We start from the raw sequence: 4,222 nt of genomic DNA, 5'->3' as shown, positions 1-4,222 counted from the left end.
CCCTGCCAATGGCATACTCAGGGTCCAACTTCCATTCAGTAACGGGCGCTGAATTTGCAGCTTGTATTACGTCTGGCACTGGCGGTGAAATCGAAGTAACCACTCACCCGGGCGGCTCCCTGTTTAAGGGCGGCGACATCAAGCGCGCAGTTCAGACCGGTCAGGTGCCAATCGGTGAGCGTCTGCTTTCCGGTCACCAGAACGAAAATGCCCTGTTCGGTGTGGATTCCGTTCCATTCCTCGCAACATCTTTTGATGATGCGGCAAAGCTTTGGACTGCTGCAAAGCCAGCGCTTGAAAAGGTTCTTGGCGAACAGAACCTGACCCTGCTGTATTCTGTGCCATGGCCTCCACAGGGTCTGTACTTTAAAAATGCAGTCAACTCTGTTGCTGACATGGAAGGCATCAAGTTCCGCTCTTACAACACCGCAACTGCGCGTCTTGCTGAGCTGACAGGCATGCTGCCAGTTTCCATTGAAGCTGCTGAAATCTCTCAGGCGTTTGCAACCGGTGTTGCTGACTCCATGGTCTCCTCCGGTGCAACTGGTTACGATCGTAAAGTTTGGGAAAGCCTCAACTACTTCTACGAAGTGGATGCATGGCTGCCACGCAACTACATGCTTGTAAACTCTGATGTGTGGTCTGGTGTTTCTGAAAAGAACAAAGGCATCATTCAGGGCTGTGCGGCAACGGCGGAAGCAGCTGGCCTCAAGCGTTCCATCGACTACACAAACTTCACCCTTGATGGCCTGCGTGAAGGCGGCATGAAGGTTGAAAAGGGTAGTGACCAGATGAAAGCTGACCTGCAGGAAATTGGTGCAACCATGACCGCAGAATGGCTTGAAGCTGCTGGTGACGATGGCAAGGCTGTTGTCAGCACCTTCAAAGCAATGAAATAAGCACGCAAAAGCCGGAGAACCTTTTGGAACTCCGGCTTTTCTTTTTTCGAGGGGGAGAACAATGAAGCTGACACGCGCACTGCGCTTAGGGCTGGATGGGATCTACAAGACAGCTGGAGTTCTTTCCGCGCTTTGTCTGATTGCCATCCTCGGACTGATTGTCGTGCAGATGCTGGCACGTTGGACGGGAGAGGTCTTTCCGGGCGCCGCAGAATATGCAGGCTATGCCATGGCCGCCGCCAGTTTCCTTGCATTTGCCAATGCCTTGAACAAGGGCATCCATATTCGCGTATCCATCCTGCACCAAATGCTGGGCAAGACCGCACAGCGCATTCTGGAAATCTGGTGTTTTGCCATTGGCTCCGCCACGATCTGGTACTTTGTGTACTACGCCTACCGTTTCGTTTACTGGTCCCACAAATTCAATGACATCAGTCAGGGACAGGACCGTACACCGCTTTGGATCCCACAGGGCTTTATGTTCCTTGGTGCCTTGATCCTTGCGATTGCTCTCACAGATCACCTCCTTCAACTCATATTCACTGGCAAGCACCGTATTGCGCCTGAACTTGAAGAAGCAGTTGCCGGAGAATAAGAACAATGGAAAATATAAGCATTATCATTCTGTTCCTGTTTGTCATGTTCACCTTGCTTGGCACCGGCGTCTGGGTCGGTCTGGCGCTCATGGGTGTGGCATGGGTTGGCATGGAACTGTTCACCACCCGCCCTGTTGGCGACGTGATGTTGACGACCATCTGGTCGGCGTCCTCCTCCTGGACACTGACGGCGCTGCCGCTGTTCATCTGGATGGGTGAAATCCTGTACCGAACCCGATTATCGGAAGATATGTTCCGCGGCCTTGCCCCCTGGATGGCCCGCCTTCCAGGTGGTCTGGTTCACACCAACATTGTGGGCTGTACAGTCTTTGCAGCGGTCTCCGGTTCGTCTGCCGCGACACTGACCACTGTTGGCAAGATGTCTATCCCCGAGCTACGTAAGCGTGATTATCCGGAAAAGATGATCATTGGCACGCTGGCTGGTGCAGCAACGCTGGGTCTGATGATCCCGCCGTCCCTGACGCTGATCGTTTATGGCGTGACCATTAACGAGAGCATCTCCAAGCTGTTCTTTGCAGGCATTATGCCGGGCATCGTGCTGGCTGGCATGTTCATGGCCTATGTGGCGATCACCTCTAAAGTCTCTTCTAAATGGGATCCGAAAGCGGAACCTGAGATGAGCTTTGCTGAGAAGGTGAAGAACACCCGCTTCCTGCTGCCTGTGATCCTGCTGATCCTCGTTGTGATTGGCTCCATGTATCTGGGCTACGCAACGGCGACAGAAGCTGCAGCCTTTGGTGTGATTGGAAGTCTGATCCTTGCAGCTTCTCAGGGCTCGCTGTCCTGGAAAAGCTTCACGAGCAGTTTGATGGGGGCGACCTATACCTCCTCCATGATTGCACTGATCCTTGCCGGTGCTGCGTTCCTGTCTCTTTCCATGGGCTTTACAGGTCTGCCGCGCGGTCTGGCTGACATGATCGCAACGCTGGAGCTCAGCCGCTTTGAGTTGCTGATGGTGCTGCTGGTGTTCTACGTGATCCTCGGCATGTTCCTTGATGGCATTTCTTCTGTGGTGCTGACCATGGCTGTGGTGGAGCCTATGATCCGTCAGGCGGGTATTGACCTGATCTGGTTTGGTATCTTCATCGTGGTGGTGGTTGAGATGGCGCAGATCACGCCGCCGATCGGGTTTAACCTGTTCGTGCTGCAAGGCATGACCAACTATCAGATGGGGTTCATTGCGCGGGCAGCATTCCCGATGTTCCTGATCATGGTCGCGATGGTCTTTGTTCTGATCGCGTTCCCTGAGATCGCCACATGGCTGCCTGAGAACATCCGCAGCAGGCCCGGAGGTTAGCGCCTCTGAACCACCTGCCGTAAATGCCGATCTCTTAATGCCCCGATCTACAAAAGTAGGTCGGGGTATTTACTTAGAGTAAGCAATCTGAGGTTCATCAGCTTAGTTTGATTAAACCATTAAGTGCGCACAGACGCTGGATTCCTCATTTCTAAATTTCCGGATTTGTTCTCTTCAACTGACACTATTATCCACTTTGATTGCCCTGATTTGCCGTTGTGTGGTCACTTTTAAGGTAAATATATGACCTAAACGGCACCTTGGTGATATATTTTCACTATAAAATGAGTGTCACCCTCATATTTTTTGTGTTGACAGACGTATGAGTGTGACATGCATCACGTCATGCGAGGTAACTTACTCAAACGTAAGGTACTTTTTATCGATAAATTTTTATGTAAGATAAATTTAATATACCCTAAGTATAAAAATACTGATATTTCAATAATACCTAGAGTTGTATTTGCACTAAACATTTGGATAACATTTATTCTAGATCTAAAAGTATAAAATTGTTCGCCACATTTCCGCCCCAATTGCGGCCAAATATTGAACTCAGATCAGGTCACCTCCCAAAACGGGGATGTGTAACTGGCGGATTGCATCGTATCTGTAATGTGTACTCAAAGTGGTATGATGAGATTAATGCAAGTTATGCATAGGGGATTTGATTAGGACTTCAGATAACTGAAGTTGGTTGGGTGACACTAAACGTTACTCAAAACGTTTGTCGCTATGAGGCATGCTCATTGTGAGCATTTAGCGAAGCTGGGAGGCTAGGCTATGACATATATTCGTAGTGTAGACTTGCATTCTGAATGCGGCATTAGCAGTGTTCGGGTGCGTCCAGGGACTTCTTCGAAATAGAGAACCGACTTGGATTGGGACCCTTTGAAGCCAACACGTAACGTGTAGCCATCTAAAGGACCTCCTGCCAGCGGTATCACACCAACAATTTAACATCACTGTACCTCGGAGTGCGCTTCGGGAGCGGTGAAACTTATCTAACTTTTGTCTGAAAGGGATAAAGACATGGGCTGGTGGAATCCATTCAAAGCAATCGCAAACGTCGTAACCAAAGCTGTTAGCGCAGTGATTGAAACTGTCTCCGATGCATTTGGTCAGCATGAGCTTGGTCAGAAGATCGCAGGCGTATTTGAAGCTGTGGTCGACACTGTTGTTGATGTTGTCGTGGACATAGCCGTGGGGGTTGCAACATCAAACCCAGTTACGGCCGTTGTCAGCGTCATCACCAACATCGCTGAAGGGGTAAAGGACGTTTATGACGCTCTCAACCCTGCATCTGAAACTGTAGAAGTTGCTGCAGCAGATGCACCAGTGCTGGAAGGCAATGCAGACTACGGTTCTGATGACATGTTGATGTAATCAGAACGGTTCGGGCGCCACGA

General features: G+C 50.3%; 4 protein-coding genes. All 4 read left to right on the top strand.

The features are described 5' to 3' along the window. The coding region (locus PsW74_RS01155) for a TRAP transporter substrate-binding protein (protein ID WP_244277840.1) at positions 1–899 on the top strand (899 nt) is incomplete at its 5' end. Between the two features lie 61 nt (positions 900–960). After that, on the top strand, positions 961–1,494 hold the full coding sequence (locus PsW74_RS01150) for a TRAP transporter small permease (RefSeq protein ID WP_057461374.1): 534 nt from the start codon (positions 961–963) through the stop codon (positions 1,492–1,494). Positions 1,495–1,499: 5 nt separating this feature from the next. After that, entirely contained in the window at positions 1,500–2,813 is a 1,314-nt protein-coding gene (locus tag PsW74_RS01145; RefSeq protein WP_057461373.1) for a TRAP transporter large permease subunit, read from the top strand. A 1,032-nt stretch (positions 2,814–3,845) separates the two neighbouring features. Further along, the gene (locus PsW74_RS01140) at positions 3,846–4,199 is read left to right on the top strand and encodes a hypothetical protein (RefSeq protein ID WP_057461372.1); all 354 of its coding nucleotides are present in this window, start codon (positions 3,846–3,848) and stop codon (positions 4,197–4,199) included. Positions 4,200–4,222 lie beyond the last annotated feature (23 nt).

Source organism: Pseudovibrio sp. W74 (genome assembly GCF_001623085.1).
Taxonomy (GTDB): Bacteria; Pseudomonadota; Alphaproteobacteria; order Rhizobiales; family Stappiaceae; genus Pseudovibrio.
The sequence above is the reverse complement of the archived record's forward strand: the minus strand, read 5'-3'. Positions and strand labels throughout refer to the sequence as shown.

Bases quoted from the DNA above. Each gene is read 5' to 3' on its own strand.
- PsW74_RS01150 (WP_057461374.1), top strand. From the start codon at position 961: ATGAAGCTGACACGCGCACTGCGCTTAGGGCTGGATGGGATCTACAAG.
- PsW74_RS01145 (WP_057461373.1), top strand. From the start codon at position 1,500: ATGGAAAATATAAGCATTATCATTCTGTTCCTGTTTGTCATGTTCACC.
- PsW74_RS01140 (WP_057461372.1), top strand. From the start codon at position 3,846: ATGGGCTGGTGGAATCCATTCAAAGCAATCGCAAACGTCGTAACCAAA.